Source organism: Psychrobacter sp. 1Y10 (assembly GCF_052259005.1).
In the GTDB taxonomy this organism is placed as follows: domain Bacteria; phylum Pseudomonadota; class Gammaproteobacteria; order Pseudomonadales; family Moraxellaceae; genus Psychrobacter; species Psychrobacter saeujeotis.
Genome location: NZ_JBQQES010000006.1, coordinates 19,934 through 37,564, shown reverse-complemented (window position 1 = coordinate 37,564; position 17,631 = coordinate 19,934). Strand labels below are relative to the sequence as shown.

The following is a 17,631-nucleotide window of genomic DNA, read 5'->3' as shown; positions in this document are numbered from 1 at the left end:
GTACCTAAGTAAATAAACGCCTTTAGAATATTAGGCCATAACCCTAACCATAAGAGTAAAAAAATGAAAGAATTTAATTTAATTATCAACGGTGAAAGTGTTGGCACCACTGACTATTTTGACGTTATCAACCCAGCGGACAAATCTGTCATTGCTCGTTGCCCAAAGGCTACCACTGCGCAGTTGAATGATGCGGTAGCAGCGGCCAAATCAGCGTTCCCTACTTGGTCGGCATTGACTTATGAGCAGCGCCGAGATCGTTTGATGCAGCTTGCTGATGCTATCGAAGATAACGCTGAGGAGCTGATGACGCTACTGACCAAAGAGCAGGGTAAGCCGACCAAAGGCTTTGCAGATCTAGGTGCAGGCTTTGAGTTTGGTGGCACACTCGCTTGGATACGCGCGACCGCCAGTATGACATTGGAGCCGCAGGTCATTCAAGATAACGACACCGCACATATAGAGCTACATCGCAAGCCACTTGGGGTAGTAGGTTCGATTACGCCGTGGAACTACCCATTGCTGATAGGTATCTGGCACATTATCCCTGCACTATTGACAGGTAATACAGTTGTCATGAAGCCCTCTGAGATGACCCCATTGACCGTATTACGATTCGGTGAAATCGCTAAAGACATTTTGCCCGCTGGTGTGTTAAATATAGTGACTGGCGAAGGGGAAATTGGGGCTGCGATGACGTCACATCAAGATATTCAAAAAATCGTATTTACAGGCTCGACGCCCACGGGCAAAGCCATTATGAAAAGCGCAGCTGACAATCTTACCCGCTTGACACTAGAGCTTGGTGGCAACGATGCGGGTATTGTCTTAGCAGATGCCGATATTGCTGCTTGTGCGCCAAAGATATTTGCGACCTCTTTTATTAATAATGGCCAAACTTGTGCTGCCCTAAAGCGCCTTTATGTCCATGAATCTGTGCATGATGAGCTATGTGAAGCTTTAACGAACATGGCCAATAGCATGAAAACGGGCAATGGCTTTGATGAAGATACTGACTTTGGACCGCTACAGAATCAAGAGCAGCTTAATATCGTCAAAGCACTTGCCAAAGATGCCAAAGAGCGCGGCGCCAACTTCTTATGCGGCGGTGACGTCACGGACGAGAGCGGCTATTTTTATCCAATCACGCTCGTGAGCAATATTAATGATGGGGCAAGGCTGGTCGATGAAGAACAATTTGGGCCCATTTTACCTATTATTAAATTTAGCGATGTAGAAGAGGCGATAGATAGCGCCAATCGCTTGCAAGTGGGGCTTGGCGGCTCAGTGTGGTCGCAGAATATCGAAAAGGCACAGAAAATTGCTTCTCGCTTAGAGTGCGGTACGGTCTGGATCAACAACCATGCCATGATTCAGCCTGATGCGCCATTTGGCGGTGTGAAAGATTCAGGGTTTGGGGTGGAGTTTGGAGAAGCTGGCCTAAAAGAATTCACCTTCATCCAAACCGTACAGACGTTTAAATCTTAAAACCACTTTTACTGATAACAAGGGTCATTAAAGATTCTATGCTGTAGTCACGTTTGCAGCATAGAGTCTTTATTTGTATTTGACTCTGATTAGGCGCTGGCATATATTCAATGGTTGGTGATAATAATATGATGACTTTTAGCCATATAAAGAAAGGCTATGATGGCATCATACAAAATGGACTGCGTCATAAACAATGGAGTGTACAGAGTGAAAATATACAGTCATGAAAACTTAAGTCTGCATAGACCACTGCCTTACTTTTCGTATGGAAAAATGCATGAGCCGCTAGAGATACCAGAGCGTATGGTCGAGATGTTAAAAGCACCAGCGGCATTAGGACTGGAGGTGACGAATGCCAAAGAGGTCGGGATGGGACCGATCTTAGCGGTGCATGACTTTGGTTATGTTGAGTTTTTAAAGCATGGCTATGACGAATGGATGGCGGTAGAAGAGGACTTAGGGGACCAAGTACAGACAGGGATTTTTGTGCCGTATGACAATCCTGGACTGGGCATCATGGCAAAAGCGGCCAAATATCAGGCCGATGATAGCGCGCCAATCAGTGAGCATTCATGGATATCTATCTATTGGTCAGCGCAAACGGCGCTTAATGCAGCTGAGGCTTTGCTTAACGATGATAGCGACTCAAGCAATGACACCGATGTACAACTTTGCTTTTCACGGCCGCCCGGTCACCATGCACGCAAGAGCGCAGCAGGTGGATTCTGTTATCTAAACAACGCTGCCATCATCGCGGAACACTTACGACAAAAATACGCCAAAATAGCCATCATCGATACCGATATGCATCACGGTCAGGGTATTCAAGAGATATTCTACGAGCGTAAAGATGTCTTATATACCTCGGTACATGGCGACACCGTTAATTTTTATCCGGGTGTCACTGGTCATGAGTTTGAAAGAGGGACGGGTGAGGGAGAGGGTTATAACGTCAACTTCCCAATGCCGCATGGTACTGATGAGGACGGCTTTTTTGAGTATGTCGATAAATCCATCGATACTATAAAAACCTTTGATCCTGATGTCATCGTCCACGTCTTAGGGTTTGATGTCTACAAAGATGATCCAGAAGCGAGATGTAAGGTCAGTACAGAGGGCTTTAAGATATTGGCGCAAAAGATGAAAGCGTTAAACAAACCTTTGATTGTACTGGTAGAGGGTGGCTACTATATCCAAAAGCTCAACCATAATTTACAGGCGTTTTTATCTGGGTTAGTAGGAGAAGATAGCTAATCATTTGTCTGATTATTTGACTGACTGTTTGACTGGTTATCTGATAAAGATGGCTTTATTAAAACCCGACTTAAAATATAAAGGACACGGTAACAGTTATCGTGTCTTGTTCCATATTGTCGTATATTTGTCCATTGGTCGCCTAAAACTTAATAAATCTTTTGGCATATAAATGCCAAGTATTCTTTATAACGCTTATCCAACCTGTCAATTTACGCTATAATCATCAGCAATTTATCCAATCTAGTCGCATAAAGGGTCCGCGAGTCATGATTAATACCAAAATATATAAGTCCATTTATGTGCTAGCCGAAAAGCTACTAGAAGCCGATAGCAAAAATGATCAAGAGACATTTGACGCTCTCTATGCACAGCTAAAAGATCTTTGCATTGAAAATGAGAAGAGCGATAAAGACCACCCAGAGCAATGGGAGACGCTCGCTGACTTCACTGAAGACTTAGAAGCTGCGCTTATCATTTATGAAAAAGCACTCAAAAAAGCCACTGCTATTAATTCAAAAGATCATATGGCATCAATTGCGTTTTCTATGGCTGAGTTACAGATTGAATTGGGCCAAAAAGACGCGGCTCTCACCAATCTAAAAAACGCCAAAACCAGTGCCAATAAAATTGAAGATAAAGAATTTAAGACTGAGATAAACAAGCTACTTGCCACGCTATCGGCAGAGTAACTGTCATATAAAAGGGCGTTTGAACCGCTTTAATTTTAAAGTTAAACGTCTATACCTAAGCGCACCTGCTTGCCTTTTGTCGAAAAATTGTCCAAAATGCGACAACGAAAACGTGTTAGCGGGTTCGTTGCAGATTTACCTCATTGTCATGTCTGTTTTAGTATTCATTATTTTGAGGTTTTTTTAATAAGGAAGTTAATAGGAATATTGCTATGGGTTCAATCAATCACGAAGAGCGCGTCCGTCATGAAGGTTTGCGTGAAAAAATCATGTCTGCTGAACAGGCCGCTTCATTTGTACAAAACGGCATGACGCTTGGGGTCGCAGGATTTACAGGGGCAGGCTACCCAAAATTTGTACCAACTGCTATCGCTAATCGTGCCAAAGACGCTCATGCTCGTGGCGAAGCATTCGGCATCGGTATGCTAACGGGTGCGTCCACCTCTCATGACTGTGACGGTGTATTGGCAGAAGCCAATTGTATTAATTTTCGTGCACCATTCCAATCTGATCCTGCCATGCGTAACCACATTAACGCTGGTAACACGCACTATGTTGATATGCATTTATCACACTTTGAGCAGCAAGTTCGTTTTGGCTTCTATGGCGATATGGACATTGCCTTGATTGAAGCGACAGGCATTACCCCAGAAGGCAAAATCATTCCTTCAATGGGCATTGGTACTAATAACCAGTGGCTCAAAACTGCCAAAAAAGTCATCATCGAAGTCAACTCGCGTCAAAGCATGATGTTAGATGGCATGCATGATATCCCAGCAGACCTTGGTGAGCCGCCGTTCCGTCAGCCTATTCCTATTGTCAAACCAGATGACCGCATCGGTACGCCGTACCTAGAGTGTGATCTCGATAAGATCATCGGTATCGTTATGACCGATGCGCCTGATCGCAATAGCAAGTTTGCAGATCCAGATGAAAACTCTAAAACCATCGCGTCACAAATCATCGAATTCTTGGATCATGAAGTCAAAAAAGGCCGTTTGCCAAAAAACCTGTTACCACTACAGTCTGGTGTAGGTAATGTGGCAAACGCTGTATTGATGGGTCTACAAGATAGCCCGTTTGATGATCTGATGGGATACACCGAGGTACTACAAGACGGCATGCTTGATCTGGTACTTAGCGGCAAAATGAAGTCAGCGTCGGCCACGGCATTGTCGTTTAGCCCAGATGCGCTAAAGCGTTTCAATGATAATATTGAGTTTTTGAGTGATAAGCTCGTACTGCGCCCGCAAGAGTTTACCAACCATCCAGAGGTGATTCGTCGTCTAGGTATCATTGCTATGAATGCGATGATTGAAGCGGATATTTACGGTAACGTCAACTCAACCCATATCATGGGTACCAAAATGATGAACGGTATCGGCGGTTCAGGCGACTTTACTCGTAACTCGCATTTCTCGTTCTTTGTGAGTCCATCTACGGCTAAAGGCGGTGCTATTTCTACTATCGTACCGATGGTATCGCATCACGACCACTCTGAGCATGATGTGATGTTTTTGGTGACTGAGCAAGGATTTGCTGATTTGCGTGGTAAGTCGCCGCGACAACGCGCCAAGCTTATTATCGATAACTGTGCGCACCCAGACTATCGCCCAATGCTACAAGATTACTATGACCGTGCTGCTAAGGCCAGTGGCTTACAAACACCGCATCTCTTAAATGAAGCATTGTCATGGCATCAGCGCTTTGTTGAGACTGGCGATATGCGTATCAACAAAATGCGTTTAGCGGTATAAGCGATTCGTAGTATTAAAAACTAGTAATATGCTAGTCATAAAAAGTAATAACGCCTCTTATCTGTCATCAGGTAGGAGGCGTTTTCTTATATCTAAAAATAGCTTCTAAACCGTTATAGTCAGTTCACAATAAAAGAGATACGCTTAAAATAGCGTTCTGCTGGTATAAATTTTCCTCGCTTGCTGTGCGCTTTACACTCCAGAGGCTTCAAAAAATGTATTCCAGCAGCGCTATGCTGTTTTTGAGAGGTGTTTTTTACTTATTAAAACTGGTTTTTAGGCTCCTATTCTTCAAGCTCCTATGTTTCAAAGTCAGCCAGCATCTTGGTGATGCGCTCATCTTTTTCGCGCCATATATGCTCAACCCATTCAAACATTCTGGCTTTGACGGCATCATCATCTTGATAACCACCATTTTGAACAGCTACAGATAAACCATCTGGTATGTCGATATAGCGGACATCGACGCCCAAGCGCTTGATATTGCCTTTCCACAAGTCACTATAGTTTGGTACGCCATCAGGATAGACAATCGTCATATCCAATATACCGTCTACTTCGGCACCCAAGGCATTGATAGCCAGCGCCAAACCGCCCGCTCTTGGCTTAAGCAGGTGCGTGTAGGGCGACTGCTGTCTCTCATGCTTAACAGGCGTAAAGCGCGTTCCTTCTAGATAATTGAGCAAGGTAAAGGGCTTGTCTTTAAGTAGCGCGCAGGCACGTTGTGCTTCTTTGAGGTCTTGACCTTTTAAGGCAGGGTTCTTTGCGATATCCGCTTTAGAATGCCGGCGCATCATGGGGAAATCTAAAAAATAAAAGGTTTGACCGACGATAGGAATGTATAACAATTCAAACTTAGTAAAAAACCGCGTCAAAGGCAGGCGATCTTGGCTAATATACTGAACAATACTGGTATCAACCCAAGATTGGTGATTGCTAATCAGTAGGTATTTTCCGTCTATATATACATCATCAGGTAAGCTGATGCGCCAGTCTTTTTGTGGTAACACCATGTCGATCACAGCGTTATTACTATTAATCCAATGATTGGCGATTTTGATCACCGCCTTGTCGGCGATGGCGGCGCCAGTAATCATTTTGGTCGCACCCATAAGCCACACGGGGATGCTGCCAGCGAAGCTATTCCCTGCGATGACGCCCGTCGCCGTCGCTAGCGATACTGCTTTGGCAAGTTTGGGCGTGCGGTCGTGCATTTTTTGAAAAACGGATGCCAAGCGCATATCAAATCCTTTCTATTTGTCTATTGTTGGTTATTATAAGCATCATGGCATAATTTTAGCAGATATACATACTTGTGCAGCGCTGGCGGTGTGACTGGCTGTTACAAATAATGAATATAGCAGCAGAGAGTGAATGAGAGCGCATTGTAGGTGCATTTCAACTGCTATCATAATCGAGTGTTTGAGTTATCGTAAGAAGTAAAAATTCATTTTGAGTGAAATACTATTTTGGAGCGCAACTATGGAGATCATAGGAATTGTTTTATTTATTATCGGTGTCATCATCTCTTTTATCTACGGGATTAAGCTGATTATTATTGCCTTTCAAGAGTCCATACTTTGGGGTCTGCTATATTTGTTTCTTCCATTTGCCAACTTATATTTTATTATTACGCGCTGGGAAAAGTGCAAAGCGTCCGTTTTTAAGATACTGATGTCAATTCCGTTTTTAGTGATAGGCGCTATGCTTGGTTCAATGCAATAAAATGTTAGAAGTAACGCCCTATTTATAAATCCTCAACCATGCCCCATATAGAAGAGAAGCATTTAAAAACCAATTATTTAAAAGAAATAAAAGACAACTATGATTTTTATCAGTAATACCATCAGCTTAAGCGATAGTGAAGTCGAGATTAGCGCCATCCGCGCGCAAGGGGCAGGCGGGCAAAACGTCAATAAAGTCTCCTCCGCTATTCATCTACGCTTCGATATCAATGCCTCAAGTCTGAATGACACCCAAAAACAGCGTTTATTAGATAGCAAAGACAGTCGTATCACTAAAGAGGGGATATTCGTCCTCAAAGCTCAGCAACACCGTACCCAAGAGCGCAACAAGATTGACGCGTTTGAACGTCTTAAAGCCTTCATCTTTCAATCTACCCAAGTCGCTAAAGCTCGCAGACCAACCAAGCCGAGTAGAAATGCTAAGCGTAAACGCGTCGATCAAAAGACGCAGCGCGGCAAAACCAAGGCATTGCGCGGTAAGGTTGATTATTAAGCGGGCTATTATAGTTAGTATTAAATAAAAAAGTTACAACGACTAAAAAGTGCTACTGGTATAAATTTTTAAGTCGCTTAGCCATATTAAATCGAATTTGGACACTATCCTATGCTAATTAATGCAGATTTTTCATCTCGAGCTGAGCTAACGGCTGAAGAGCATCAATGGATTAAATCACCGCAGAATGGTGTCGAGCGCGTCATGCTTGACCGCGTAGGCGCGGAGAAGGCGCGGGCGACTAGCCTTGTGCGTTATGCGCCTAATTCGCATTTTCCGCATCATCAACATCCGGGCGGCGAGGAGATTTTGGTATTGTCAGGTACTTTTTCTGCCGATGATAAGCACTATCCCACTGGCTGGTATTTACGCAATCCGCCAGCATCAGGCCATACGCCTTATAGCGATGAAGGGGCGGTGATCTTTGTAAAGCTGCGACAGATGTCACCATCTGAAGAGCGCCATGTCGCTATCGACACGCACGATAGTACAAACTGGCAATGGATCGGCAATCGTGAGGTGTGTGCTTTATTTTTGAACGATAGTGAACAGGTGAGCTTGCAGCGGCTGAGCGCAGATGATGCATTGTTTACACAAGACCTCATGACTCAAGCGATTGAGGGTGGTGCAGAGCTGTTAGTGGACGAAGGTACGCTGCTAGAAGGTGATAAGACGTATAAACAAGGTAGCTGGCTACGCTTGCCCGCAGGTGCGCAGCCACAGATAAAAGCAAGTACAGAAGGAGCTACGGTCTATGTTAAGACTGGACATCTTGCTCACGTCATTGGCGCAGATATCGAAGGTTTAGACGTTTAATGAGCTAAAGCATGTTATCCATAATTTAAGATGTTAAGCGCTTTTAATGAAAAATAAAAAGAAAACTTCTATGCAAAAATTAGATATAACAAATGTACCTGTAGCAATTATCGGTGGTGGTTTGAGTGGTCTATATGCGGCTTATTTATTAGAGCAAAAAGGCATTGATTATATATTGTTAGAAGCGCGTGATAGTTTGGGCGGTCGCATTCTCGCTAGTAAGCTTTTAAAAGATTCGGCCTTAGAGCGACCGACTTCACAACATCTTGGCTCTGATAGTGTACAAGAGGTAGATAGCTTTGATTTAGGACCTTCTTGGTTTTGGCCTGATTATCAGTCGCAGTTGAGCGATCTGGTCAATGAACTACAGCTGGAGACTTTTGCACAGTTTGAAGAGGGCGATATGATGGTTGAGCACGCTCCTAACGAGCCTGCTGTTCGTATGCAAGGCTATAAAAGCTCGCCACCTTCAATGCGTCTAGTCGGTGGTATGGCCGCATTGATTGATGCTTTATATCGTCGTCTTGATTCCTCACGTGTTTTTAATAGTCAAATTGTACGTCGGTTGCATAAAGCAGATGAGCACATAGAGATAACCAGCGAAGACACGTCTGGGCAATTCACGACTTGGCGAGCGCAGCATGTATTGCTGGCGCTACCGCCTCGTTTGGTGGAAGACAGTATAACGTTTGAGCCAGCTTTACCGTCCGATATGATAACGCAATGGCGCAACACAGCGACTTGGATGGCGCCTCATGCCAAGTATTTTGCCGTTTACGATACGGCTTTTTGGCGCAAGCACGGTCTCTCGGGAGCCGCGCGTAGCTCGCAAGGGCCAATGGTTGAGATTCATGATGCCTCTAGCATGGGTGGCAGGGGTGCGTTGTTTGGCTTTATAGGAGTACCTGCCTCCGTACGCCAAAGCGTCTCTGAAGATGTGTTAAAAGCACATTGCCGTGCGCAATTGGTACGTCTATTTGGCGAGCAGGCAGACACGCCCAAAGCTGAGTATCTGAAAGACTGGTCACAAGATAAATTCACCGCAACGACTGCCGACGCAAGTAGTGATGGTCAGCATGCGGTGGCACCTGTTTCTAAGGCAATATCAGGTGTATGGAGTGATTGCCTAACGGGGATAGGCAGTGAATGGTCGCCACAGTTTTCTGGTTATATTGCTGGTGCTATTGAAGCGGCAAGCCTTGCGGTACAAAACTTGCCTGAAAAGATGTAGTTTTTAATTTTATTAATAGTATTGTTATTAAGTAGCGTTCTTCTAAATGGTGAAGCTATTAAGGTCCCGTCCATACTGCATGGCGCTTTTCGATAAAGGCATCAATGCCCTCGCTCACATCGTCTGCCATCATATTGCAGGTCATCACTTGTCCGGCATATTCATAAGCATCCGCTAAATCCATGTCCAACTGTTTATAGAACATATCTTTGCCCGTTTTGACCGCGACAGAGGATTTGGCAGTAATGGCATCGATTAAAGATTGCAGCGTTGCATCCAACTGATCCGCTGGCGCGACACGATTAATGAGTCCTTGCTGCAAGGCCGTATGGGCATCGATAAACTCACCCGTGATTAGCATCTCAAAGGCCTGCTTGCGAGACAAGTTGCGGCTGACGGCAACGGCAGGGGTTGAACAAAACAGTCCGACATTTATCCCAGAAGTCGCAAACTTAGCGTCATTAGAGGCCACCGCTAAGTCGCAGGCTGCCACCAGTTGACAGCCTGCGGCGGTAGCAATGCCTTGTACTTTGGCAATTACAACTTGCGGCATTTGATTGACGGTCAACATCATCTGACTACACTGCTTAAATAATGCACTGTGGAATGCTTCATCTGAGTGTGCGCGCATCTCTTTTAGGTTGTGACCTGCACAAAACGCTTTGCCATTCGCGGCAATGACGACCACGCGAATACTACTATCTTGAGCGATGCCGTCCAGCTCTGCTTGCATGGCGGATAACATATCGACTGATAGCGCATTGAATTGCTTAGGACGGTTTAAAGTAAGAGTGACGACGCCGCTTGCATCTTTGCTATCGTCTCTGATAACTAATGGCTCGCTGGTGGGGGCGTCTGTATTTGTAGTATTCATTTATCATCCTTGATAATTGGTGTTCATTCACTCAAATGATAGCATGGCGTGCAAGTTATACAATAGAGTGCTGATATTGAAATTGCACATATGAAAATAGCGCATTCATAATATGAGTGCGCTATTCGTATCTTTATTAAGAATAAATCGACATGTAGAGATAAGTCCGATTTTTTTAACTTTCATAACGAAGCGTTATTTTACTCTTAAGCGCTATACCTAATACGCGCCTTCGCTATAAATAAGCTCATAGCTGTGGCTGTATATTTCAACGATATTGCCGAACGGGTCTTCCATATAAATCATACGGTAAGGTTTTTCGCCGGGATAGTAATAACGCGGTTTTTCCATACGCTTTTTACCGCCAGCAGCGACAATGCGTTCAGCGAGCTCTTCCACGTTTGGATCTTGCACGCAGAAGTGAAAAATACCTGTCTTCCAGTATTCAAAGTTGTTTTCAGGGTTTTCTTGATTTTTGAATTGAAAGATTTCAACGCCGATACGGTCACCGGTAGAGAGATGAGCAATACGGAAACTGCCCCAGCCTGAGCTAAAGACTTCCGTACACATCTCACCAATCGGGCTGTCATCTTCAATGATTTCAGTCGGTTCCATGATGGTGTACCAACCCATCACCTCGGTATAGAATTTTACCGCTGCTTCTAAGTCAGGGACGGAAAGGCCAATGTGTGAAAAGCTTCTTGGGTAAACGTTATTCATCATTCATACTCCTGTTTTGATATGGGAGTAGTTTACAAAGCTATATCCATTACGTAAAATTATCCTTTATTATAAAGTTAAGTATATATCGTAATGATGAATATCACATGGCTACGTACGTTCTGTACCCTTGTTGAAGTGGGGCATTTTACCCGCACTGCCGAGCGCCTACATATGACCCAGTCAGGTGTCAGCCAGCACATACGTAAGCTTGAAAGTCAGTTAGATGTCGACTTGCTCATCCGTCAAGGGAAGCAGTTTTCATTGACGGATGCCGGCGAGGAGCTGTATAGGGAGGCGGGTGATATCTTGCAGCGCTTAACAAATCTAGAACAGCGTATCGGTGATGACCCCGCCTATGCAGGGCTAGTGAGACTCATGTCTCCTGGCAGCGTGGGCTTAAAGTTATATCCAAAGCTTTTGATCTTACAGCAACAGTATCCACAGTTGGTGATTGACTATCGCTTTGCGCCAAATAGCGATATAGAGCGAGCGCTTGCGAATCATGACATTGATATTGGGTTTATGACGGAGATCTCAGATGACGAGGGAATAAGTTGCCAGTCAATAGCTCAAGAAGCGCTCATACTAGTGACGCCTGTGATGACTAATGAGCTAAGCTGGGAGACACTCATAGCGCTTGGGTTTATCGATCATCCTGACGGTACTCATCATGCCAGCATGCTGCTGAGTGCCAATTATATCAAGTTCCAGCATATTAATGACTTTAAGAAAAAGGGCTTTTCTAATCAAATTGGTTTGATTTTAGAGCCTGTTAGTAGGGGGCTTGGCTTTACCGTATTGCCAGCACACGCGGTTGCAGCATATCCAAACCCTGAGCTTATTAGCAGCCATCGTTTGCCCGTGCCAATGAGTGAAACACTATATCTTGCCGTACGGTGCCAGCAAGCCCTACCTAATAGAATGCAAACCGTCATTAACGAGGTAAAAAAGTGGTTGTAAAATTATAAAAAATAGCGATATTTAGATTTGATGTCGGTCAATCAATTAACTTGTAGGCTGTTTTTATTTCATACTTTGCCCCAACTTCATAGTCGCGCCAACATTAACCGCGGTAGTCTCAATACTTTTATAAGCTTTGCTTAGCACCTTATCGAGGGTGTCCAGCTTTTGAATGCTAGGCATGACGACGTCAAACCCAGTGGTCTGAGCTGGCGCAAGGCCGTCAACGCTACCGCAAATAGCGATCACAGGCTTGTGGCTGGCTTTTGCCAGTTGGCTGATACCGCCAGCGACTTTACCCATTAAAGTTTGTGCATCAAGCTTGCCTTCACCAGTGATGACCAGATCTGCATTAGCAATATGCTCTTCTAGGCTGACAGCCTCAGCGACGGTATCAAACCCTGATTTAAGATTAGCGCCGCAAAAGGTCATTAAGGCAAAGCCAAGACCACCTGCTGCCCCTGCGCCTGCGATATTTTGGTAATCCTGATAGCCGTGCTGTCCAGATACCATTGCAAAGTGACTCAAGGCTTTATCTAATAGTGCGACTTGCTCTGGATTGGCGCCTTTTTGTGGTCCAAAGATAGCACTAGCTCCTGATGATCCGCATAATGGATTGGTGACATCGCAGGCCACTTCAAAGACGGTATCTTGCAGCTTTGGATGAAGCTCTGCACCGTCTATCTGCTTTAAGTTGGCCAGTTCGCTACCGCCTTGCGCCAAACGCTTGCCATCAAGGTTATAGAAATTCATTCCTAAGGCCGTTAACATACCAAGACCGGCATCGTTGGTGGCACTACCGCCCAGACCGATAATGATGCGTTTGACGCCCTCACTCAAAGCATCCGCAATAAGTTCGCCAACTCCGTAGCTGCTGGTAATGAGCGGATTGCGCTCATCCGTCTTCAATAGATGTAGACCGCAGGCGTGAGCGATTTCAATCACAGCTGTCTTGTTTTCTAATAACAGATAATTGGCAGTAATTGGTCGCATTAATGGATCGTTCACAACCACGTTTTTCCAGCGCCCGCCCAACACATATGACAACACCGCAGAGGTGCCTTCGCCGCCATCTGCCATGGGCAATAATGTATAGTCTGCATCAGGAAAAACCTGACTAAACCCAGATTGGATAGCGCGACAAACTTCTAGCGCTTCTAAGCTTTCTTTAAACGAATCAGGGGCGATTAAAATTTTCATGAAGCTCTCTTGGAATATCTAAGTAAAAATAAAGTGGGTAAGCAAGTTTCTTTTATAAACGCTATTCTCTAGCAATTTATTTAATAAAATTAGTTAAATAAATACCAAAGTTAATAACCAGATAAACAATATGCTGGTAATACCTTGAATACCGGTAGCCATTGAATGAGCTTTATAAGCTTGTGCTACACTCATGCGGCTAAACTGGCTAACAATCCAAAAGAAGCTGTCATTAGCGTGCGAGATGGTCATCGCGCCCGCACCAATTGCCATCACACAAAACACCCGTCCAAGCTCACTGTCGAGACCAATTTGACCCAATAACGGTGCAACCATCGCTGAGGTGGTGACCAATGCGACGGTGGTTGAGCCTTGAGCAGTTTTTAGCGCAGCAGACACAATAAATGGCATAAAAATACCGAGACCTAACGCGGATAAAGTAGTACCTAAATAATCGCCTATTGGAGTGACTTTTAGCATCGCACCAAATGCACCGCCAGCCCCAGTAATCAAAAGGATTGGCGCTGCTACGACTAGACCTTGAGAGATAGCATCGCTAACTTGTTGTGTCTTCTCTTTACCATTTATTAATAAAAATGATAAAAACAGACCGATAAGCAGCGCAGTAAGTGGATTACCAATAAATATGAGTATGTCAGCCAATAAGCCTTCGCCTAAAGGGGCGGTAGGGAAGTTGGCAAAAGAGGATAAGCATATTAAAACGATAGGAACAATAATAGGCAAAAAAGCCTTGGTTGCAGAAGGCATACTATTATAGTCTTCACGAGATTTCATGTTGGCTGGCACAGTGGCTGCTGGTGCGTTTTCGGCATCTATATTGTCTGGTTCGACATTAAGGAAACGGTTTGACCACAACCAGCCCGCCAATACAGCGACGGCTGTGACGACAACACCAACCATAATGACCAAACCTAAATTTGACTCTAAGCCCAAGTTTCCAGCTGCAGCAATGGGTCCTGGGGTCGGCGGCACAAAGGTATGGGTGGCATATAGGCCAGTTGCTAAAGCAATACTCATGGCCACGCTTGATACTTTTAAGCGCTCGGCTAAAGATTCTTTTAACGAGTTTAGAATGATAAATCCTGAATCGCAGAATACAGGAATTGAGACGACGGCGCCGACAATAGACATGGTCAGCGTAGGAAAACGTGGCCCTAAAAAGTTAATAACCGTTTCGGCCATTACAATTGCTGCGCCTGTCTTTTCAAGAATTAAACCGATAATAGTACCAAATACAATCACCAGACCAATGTAACCTAAGATGCCTCCAAAGCCATCAGAGATAGTCTTAGCAACGGTATCAAGGGGCACTTGGTAAAATAGCGCTACCAAAAATGCCGATAGTATCAATACTAAAAAAGGATGCCATTTTAATTTTGCGGTGGCAAAAATAATAAAAAGAATGGTTAATACAAGCCAAAATACAATCATCGTAACCTCTATGGGGCTGTAGTATTTGTTATTTTAAGACGTGTTTCTTAAGAAATGTTCAAGACATCATTCTATAGCAAATGTTATAAGCTAGATAAGAGAGTTTGTTTAATGATTTGTTTAAGGCTAGCGTTTTTAATAATTTAAATGGCTACTTGGTATATTTGTTAGAAAATAAGATAGGTAGCTCAAGAAAATAAGCATAATCTGCTACCATAGTCTCCTGTTTTATTTATAACTTTAGGATGACTGCTTTGACCACCTTTACCGCGCCAACCATTGCCAATATAGAAAATAATGAGCTACGTCAGCAGCTGCAACAGATCATAGACTCAAAAACCAAACCACTTGGCGCACTGGGTCGCTTAGAGACACTGGCACTGCAATTGGGCATGATTCAAGGGACAACAACCCCGCATATTAATCAGCCACAGATTCGAGTGTTTGCTGCTGACCATGGCTTAACCAAGCATGGCACCTCAGCCTATCCAAGTGCCGTCACTGCGCAAATGGTTTATAACTTCTTGCAGGGCGGCGCTGCTATCAATGTCTTGGCGCGTCAGCATAATATCGAGCTAAAAGTCGTCGATGCTGGGGTCGATGCAGACTTTGCCAATTCTCCTTTTAAAGACCATCCGCAACTGCTCGATTATAAGGTCCGCCGTGGTAGCCGAGACGCGCTCACAGAACCCGCCATGACAGAAGAGGAGTGCTTAGCTGCACTAGAAAACGGTATGAAAGTGGTTAAAGGCTTGGCGGGTAATTTGCTCATCGTTGGTGAAATGGGCATTGGCAATACTTCAGCGGCGAGTCTTTTGCTGGCGAGATTGGGTGATGTACCGATCGCTGATTGTATCGGTCGTGGTACCGGTCTCGATGATGGAGGTCTACAACATAAGACGGATATTTTAACGCAAGTATTGGCGCGTCATAATGAAGCACAGTCTCCGTTAGATGCGCTCGCGGCATTAGGCGGGCTTGAGATAGCCATGATGGCAGGTGCGCTGATTCAGGCCGCTAGCGAACGGCGTATTCTATTAATCGATGGCTTTATTGCCAGTAGCGCGTTATTGGCTGCGGAGCGCCTATCACCCGGTGTCGCTCAATACGCCATATTCGCCCATCATTCAGTCGAGCCAGGGCATGCGCATTTATTAAAATTACTTAACGCTGAGCCATTACTCGATATGGGTATGCGCTTGGGCGAGGGTAGCGGGGCAGCGCTTGCTTACCCACTACTGCAGTCCGCTTGCGCCATCATTAATGAGATGGCAAGCTTTAGTGATGCTGGAATTAGTGAGCAAAATAAATAATGTCACAGCCATTAAAGCAGGAATCAAAACAGGCGTTAAATCAGCCAGAGCCGTTACAGCAGTCTTCGCCTAAAAGCGTTGGTCAATTCATAAAGCATGAATGGATATTGTTACTGGTCGCCATGCAGTTTTTAACGCGATTGCCCGTGCCGCCATTCAAAAATTATAATCCGCAGTGGTTACACCAAAGCAGCCGTCATTTTCCCGCCGTTGGTTTGCTGGTTGGGCTACTTTGCGCTGGCGTGTTTTGGCTTGCCAGTGTGCTATTTACGCCCTTAGTTGCTGCGGTGCTAAGTACGGTATGCGGGATTAAGCTCACGGGCGCTTTTCACGAAGACGGTCTTGCCGATAGCTGTGATGGTTTGGGCGGCGGTCTGACACGTGAGCGCACGCTGACTATCATGAAAGACTCGCGCTTGGGTACATATGGCGTGTTAGGTCTGGTCTCTGCGCTATTGCTAAAGATTTCCTTGTTAGCCACCATGCCGTTATCGGTGGCTATCGTCGCGCTGATTATTGGGCATACCGCGTCGCGTTTGCTATGTATTAGCCTGCTTGCTCTGCTACCGTATGGCGGTGAGATAGAACATGCTAAAGCCAAACCTATGGCGCAGCAGTTGACAGCGTTACAAGGATTGTTCAGTAGTGGTTGGTTGCTCGTGGCAGGAGTTTTAGTAATGGTTATATTTCCTAATGCCATACAGCAGATTAGCATCGGTCAGTGGTTATTGGCTTTGGTGTTGGCTTTAGTTGCCACTGATTATATGCGGCGCTTATTACGTAGGCGTCTGGATGGCTATACTGGTGATGGTTTAGGGGCGACACAACAGCTGAGTGAAGTTGCCATTTATGCAGGTTTGGCAGCGACTATACCTTTTTTATAATTCAAAAGAAATCTAAAGTATATAATCAGTCCTAAATAAAATAAGTGCAAGTATCATAACGCGCTACTGGGTAAATTTTCCTTGCTTGCTGTACCTACGCAGACAGATGCTACGAAAAATTTATCCCAGTAGCATTGTGTGCGTTTTATAGCGGATTGGCTACAAAAAAGAAGGCTAATCAATCAATGACTCTTTATATTTGGCGTCATCCTAAACCCATTGCTGCTGAGGGTATCTGTATTGGGCAAACAGATGTAGGAGTAGATAGGCGTAAATTAAAACGCCTTGCCAATCAAATCGAGCGCTTTACCCGTGTTCATCAATTACCTAAAGTGATTTGGGTCAGCCCATTACAACGCTCACTAAAAGTCGGGCAGATACTGGTGCAACGTGGCTTTCAATGTCGAGTCGCGCCTGAGCTTGCTGAGATTGATTTTGGCGAATGGGACGGTCGCCCTTGGGAGCAAATCGCTAAGCGAGAGATTGATGATTGGTGCAATAACTTTGCGCACTTCGCGCCCGATAATGGCGAAAGTTTGCAGCAGCTATTTGACCGTGTTAAAGGGTGGTTGAATAAAGTCTCGACTGAATCCGATCACACCCCAATACTAGCTGTTAGTCATGCGGGCTGGATTAATGCTGCTAAGATGATAGATGCTGGGCAGGAGGTACCGAAGGTAGCGGTTGATTGGCCATCTTCAGTTGCTTATAGGGAGTGTAGTAGTTTGGAGCTTTCAGGAATATAG

17 protein-coding genes are annotated in these 17,631 nt (G+C 44.8%); 12 read left to right on the top strand and 5 right to left on the bottom strand.

All coding sequences use genetic code 11. The features are described 5' to 3' along the window. Positions 1-63 precede the first annotated feature (63 nt). The 4 genes from ACTXGH_RS09005 to ACTXGH_RS08990 all read left to right on the top strand — a co-directional run bounded on the left by ACTXGH_RS09005 (position 64) and on the right by ACTXGH_RS08990 (position 5,194). Entirely contained in the window at positions 64-1,488 is a 1,425-nt protein-coding gene (locus ACTXGH_RS09005; protein ID WP_439260950.1) for an aldehyde dehydrogenase family protein, read from the top strand. 210 nt (positions 1,489-1,698) lie between these two features. Then, positions 1,699-2,745, top strand: coding sequence for a histone deacetylase family protein (locus ACTXGH_RS09000; RefSeq protein ID WP_439260949.1), 1,047 nt, complete (start codon positions 1,699-1,701; stop codon positions 2,743-2,745). Between the two features lie 269 nt (positions 2,746-3,014). Beyond that, on the top strand, positions 3,015-3,437 hold the full coding sequence (locus ACTXGH_RS08995) for a tetratricopeptide repeat protein (protein WP_439260948.1): 423 nt from the start codon (positions 3,015-3,017) through the stop codon (positions 3,435-3,437). 212 nt (positions 3,438-3,649) lie between these two features. After that, positions 3,650-5,194, top strand: coding sequence for an acetyl-CoA hydrolase/transferase family protein (locus ACTXGH_RS08990; protein ID WP_439296891.1), 1,545 nt, complete (start codon positions 3,650-3,652; stop codon positions 5,192-5,194). Between the two features lie 299 nt (positions 5,195-5,493). Here ACTXGH_RS08990 and ACTXGH_RS08985 read toward each other — a convergent pair whose 3' ends face one another. After that, entirely contained in the window at positions 5,494-6,435 is a 942-nt protein-coding gene (locus ACTXGH_RS08985) for an acyltransferase (protein WP_439296893.1), read from the bottom strand. 241 nt (positions 6,436-6,676) lie between these two features. Here ACTXGH_RS08985 and ACTXGH_RS08980 point away from each other — a divergent pair, with 241 nt between their 5' ends. The 4 genes from ACTXGH_RS08980 (at position 6,677) to ACTXGH_RS08965 (ending at position 9,479) form a co-directional block, all read left to right on the top strand. Further along, a complete protein-coding gene (locus ACTXGH_RS08980; RefSeq protein WP_439296894.1) occupies positions 6,677-6,919 on the top strand; it encodes a hypothetical protein in 243 nt (80 codons plus the stop codon). A gap of 99 nt (positions 6,920-7,018) precedes the next feature. Further along, positions 7,019-7,432 (top strand): alternative ribosome rescue aminoacyl-tRNA hydrolase ArfB, encoded by a 414-nt coding sequence (gene arfB, locus ACTXGH_RS08975; RefSeq protein WP_439260944.1) that lies wholly within the window; start codon positions 7,019-7,021, stop codon positions 7,430-7,432. A gap of 111 nt (positions 7,433-7,543) precedes the next feature. Next, a complete protein-coding gene (locus ACTXGH_RS08970; RefSeq protein WP_439296896.1) occupies positions 7,544-8,248 on the top strand; it encodes a cupin domain-containing protein in 705 nt (234 codons plus the stop codon). Between the two features lie 70 nt (positions 8,249-8,318). After that, positions 8,319-9,479, top strand: coding sequence for a flavin monoamine oxidase family protein (locus ACTXGH_RS08965; protein WP_439296897.1), 1,161 nt, complete (start codon positions 8,319-8,321; stop codon positions 9,477-9,479). 58 nt (positions 9,480-9,537) lie between these two features. On the opposite strand, the gene ACTXGH_RS08960 is transcribed toward ACTXGH_RS08965, so the two are convergent. After that, positions 9,538-10,353 (bottom strand): enoyl-CoA hydratase, encoded by an 816-nt coding sequence (locus tag ACTXGH_RS08960; protein WP_439296898.1) that lies wholly within the window; start codon positions 10,351-10,353, stop codon positions 9,538-9,540. Positions 10,354-10,572: 219 nt separating this feature from the next. Beyond that, positions 10,573-11,076, bottom strand: a complete 504-nt coding sequence (locus ACTXGH_RS08955; RefSeq protein ID WP_439296899.1) for a lactoylglutathione lyase family protein — start codon at positions 11,074-11,076, stop codon at positions 10,573-10,575. A gap of 90 nt (positions 11,077-11,166) precedes the next feature. Here ACTXGH_RS08955 and ACTXGH_RS08950 point away from each other — a divergent pair, with 90 nt between their 5' ends. Then, positions 11,167-12,036, top strand: coding sequence for a LysR family transcriptional regulator (locus ACTXGH_RS08950; protein WP_439260939.1), 870 nt, complete (start codon positions 11,167-11,169; stop codon positions 12,034-12,036). Between the two features lie 63 nt (positions 12,037-12,099). Here the strand turns inward: ACTXGH_RS08950 and ACTXGH_RS08945 are convergent, their stop codons facing one another. Both ACTXGH_RS08945 and ACTXGH_RS08940 read right to left on the bottom strand, forming a co-directional pair. Then, positions 12,100-13,236 carry a glycerate kinase gene (locus ACTXGH_RS08945; protein ID WP_439296900.1) on the bottom strand — a complete coding sequence of 379 codons (1,137 nt, stop codon included), beginning with the start codon at positions 13,234-13,236 and terminating at the stop codon, positions 12,100-12,102. A 93-nt stretch (positions 13,237-13,329) separates the two neighbouring features. Then, positions 13,330-14,688 carry a GntP family permease gene (locus ACTXGH_RS08940; protein ID WP_439296901.1) on the bottom strand — a complete coding sequence of 453 codons (1,359 nt, stop codon included), beginning with the start codon at positions 14,686-14,688 and terminating at the stop codon, positions 13,330-13,332. Between the two features lie 254 nt (positions 14,689-14,942). On the opposite strand from ACTXGH_RS08940, the gene cobT reads away from it, so the two are divergent. The 3 genes from cobT to ACTXGH_RS08925 all read left to right on the top strand — a co-directional run bounded on the left by cobT (position 14,943) and on the right by ACTXGH_RS08925 (position 17,631). Further along, positions 14,943-16,001: a nicotinate-nucleotide--dimethylbenzimidazole phosphoribosyltransferase gene (gene cobT / locus ACTXGH_RS08935; RefSeq protein WP_443561733.1), complete on the top strand. Its 1,059-nt coding sequence runs from the start codon at positions 14,943-14,945 to the stop codon at positions 15,999-16,001. Beyond that, positions 16,001-16,885 (top strand): adenosylcobinamide-GDP ribazoletransferase, encoded by an 885-nt coding sequence (gene cobS / locus ACTXGH_RS08930; protein ID WP_439260935.1) that lies wholly within the window; start codon positions 16,001-16,003, stop codon positions 16,883-16,885. The genes cobT and cobS overlap by 1 nt, the downstream gene beginning before the upstream one ends. Before the next feature lie 185 nt (positions 16,886-17,070). Continuing rightward, on the top strand, positions 17,071-17,631 hold the full coding sequence (locus ACTXGH_RS08925) for a histidine phosphatase family protein (protein ID WP_439296904.1): 561 nt from the start codon (positions 17,071-17,073) through the stop codon (positions 17,629-17,631).

What these genes read in the sequence shown, in the direction of transcription:
- ACTXGH_RS09005 (WP_439260950.1), top strand. Translation starts at nt 64, where the DNA reads ATGAAAGAATTTAATTTAATTATCAACGGTGAAAGTGTTGGCACCACT.
- ACTXGH_RS08995 (WP_439260948.1), top strand. Translation starts at nt 3,015, where the DNA reads ATGATTAATACCAAAATATATAAGTCCATTTATGTGCTAGCCGAAAAG.
- ACTXGH_RS08990 (WP_439296891.1), top strand. Translation starts at nt 3,650, where the DNA reads ATGGGTTCAATCAATCACGAAGAGCGCGTCCGTCATGAAGGTTTGCGT.
- ACTXGH_RS08985 (WP_439296893.1), bottom strand. Translation starts at nt 6,435, where the DNA reads ATGCGCTTGGCATCCGTTTTTCAAAAAATGCACGACCGCACGCCCAAA.
- ACTXGH_RS08980 (WP_439296894.1), top strand. Translation starts at nt 6,677, where the DNA reads ATGGAGATCATAGGAATTGTTTTATTTATTATCGGTGTCATCATCTCT.
- arfB (WP_439260944.1), top strand. Translation starts at nt 7,019, where the DNA reads ATGATTTTTATCAGTAATACCATCAGCTTAAGCGATAGTGAAGTCGAG.
- ACTXGH_RS08970 (WP_439296896.1), top strand. Translation starts at nt 7,544, where the DNA reads ATGCTAATTAATGCAGATTTTTCATCTCGAGCTGAGCTAACGGCTGAA.
- ACTXGH_RS08965 (WP_439296897.1), top strand. Translation starts at nt 8,319, where the DNA reads ATGCAAAAATTAGATATAACAAATGTACCTGTAGCAATTATCGGTGGT.
- ACTXGH_RS08960 (WP_439296898.1), bottom strand. Translation starts at nt 10,353, where the DNA reads ATGAATACTACAAATACAGACGCCCCCACCAGCGAGCCATTAGTTATC.
- ACTXGH_RS08955 (WP_439296899.1), bottom strand. Translation starts at nt 11,076, where the DNA reads ATGATGAATAACGTTTACCCAAGAAGCTTTTCACACATTGGCCTTTCC.
- ACTXGH_RS08950 (WP_439260939.1), top strand. Translation starts at nt 11,167, where the DNA reads ATGATGAATATCACATGGCTACGTACGTTCTGTACCCTTGTTGAAGTG.
- ACTXGH_RS08945 (WP_439296900.1), bottom strand. Translation starts at nt 13,236, where the DNA reads ATGAAAATTTTAATCGCCCCTGATTCGTTTAAAGAAAGCTTAGAAGCG.
- ACTXGH_RS08940 (WP_439296901.1), bottom strand. Translation starts at nt 14,688, where the DNA reads ATGATTGTATTTTGGCTTGTATTAACCATTCTTTTTATTATTTTTGCC.
- cobS (WP_439260935.1), top strand. Translation starts at nt 16,001, where the DNA reads ATGTCACAGCCATTAAAGCAGGAATCAAAACAGGCGTTAAATCAGCCA.
- ACTXGH_RS08925 (WP_439296904.1), top strand. Translation starts at nt 17,071, where the DNA reads ATGACTCTTTATATTTGGCGTCATCCTAAACCCATTGCTGCTGAGGGT.